Raw genomic sequence first — 1,245 nt, forward strand, 5'->3', positions numbered from 1 at the left:
GAGGATCCAGTGCGTCGATGAGGGCGGCCGGATCACCAGGGGTGCCGTGAGCGCCGGGATCGCCGAGGTCAGTGTCTCGGGCTCGGGCGACACGTCGGCGATCTGCACCGCGAGGCGCACATCGTGGCCTGCGCGCCGCAGCTGCTCCGCGATCGCGGCGACAGCCGGCTCTTCGCCGATCGAGTCGTCGTAGTGGTCGAAGTACGCCCGGGTCATGCCGATGGTCTGCGTCACGATCGGAGTCAGCCGCTCGAGAAGCGCGCGCATCTCGACGAGCTCCTCGCGGTGGATCGAGCGTCGCGGGTTCAGCGTGAGCGATTCCTCACCCGCGGCGATCGTCGCCTCTGCGGCCTCTTTCATGGGGCGCAGCAAGCGCGCCTCGAGCAGGAGCTCCTGCAGTCTCGCGGGTGTCTGCGGGTCGGGCAGGGCGTCGGCCAACCGGTCGAGGCTCGCCGCCAGCTCGCTGCCCAGCAGGCCGAGATCGCGTCGGGCAGGTGCCACGAGCACGGGAGGCACGATGAGCGCGTTGACCACGATGCCGATGACGACCCCGATCAGGGTCTCGACGATGCGCGCGAGCGCGTAGTCGGGGGTCGAGCCGAGGGCCAGCACGAGCATCGCCGAGATCGCGACCTGGTTGCCGGTGCCAGGGGTCGCCCGCAATGCCCAGGCGATCAGCATCGCCACGACGATGGCGAGCAGCACGATCCAGCTCGGGGATCCGAGCAGCAGACCGAGCGCGACGGCGATGAGCACGCCGACGATCNNTGCACGACGAGCAGGGCGGCGATCGCGGCGAAGACCGGCAGCTGCCCCGGCACGACCCAGCCCGCGAGCAACCAGGCGGCTATCGTCGCCGCGGCCGATTTCACCACCTGCAGCAGGGGGGAGCGCTTCGAGGCGCGGATCGCGGCATGGATGCGCATGGGCCCCACGCTACTCGGCTAGCGACTGCTGTCACCTGAGATGTCAACCCCGTCGCCAATGCTCGGCGACTGACGCTGAATGGGATCACACGAACGACGAACAGTGAGGAGCATCACATGGTGCAGATCATCGAGACCATCGACGTACACGTTCCGATCGACGTCGCCTACAACCAGTGGACGCAGTTCGAGAGCTTCCCGCACTTCCCCGACGAGGTCGAGTCGAACGTCCAGATCGACGACACCCACAACCGGTGGACGGTAAAGGTGGCTGGCGCGACCCGCGAGCTCGACACGGAGATCACCGAGCAGCACCCCG

2 protein-coding genes are annotated in these 1,245 nt (G+C 68.2%); one reads left to right on the plus strand and one right to left on the minus strand.

The genetic code is table 11. The annotated features are described in order from the left end of the window. Positions 1 to 756: FUSC family protein (locus J7E68_RS17120; RefSeq protein ID WP_251049100.1), on the minus strand; the 756-nt coding region annotated here is incomplete at its 3' end. A 287-nt stretch (positions 757 to 1,043) separates the two neighbouring features. On the opposite strand from J7E68_RS17120, the gene J7E68_RS17125 reads away from it, so the two are divergent. Beyond that, the coding region (locus J7E68_RS17125; protein ID WP_285225557.1) for an SRPBCC family protein at positions 1,044 to 1,245 on the plus strand (202 nt) is incomplete at its 3' end.

The organism is Microbacterium sp. ISL-103 (genome assembly GCF_018613995.1).
Taxonomy (GTDB): Bacteria; Actinomycetota; Actinomycetes; order Actinomycetales; family Microbacteriaceae; genus Microbacterium.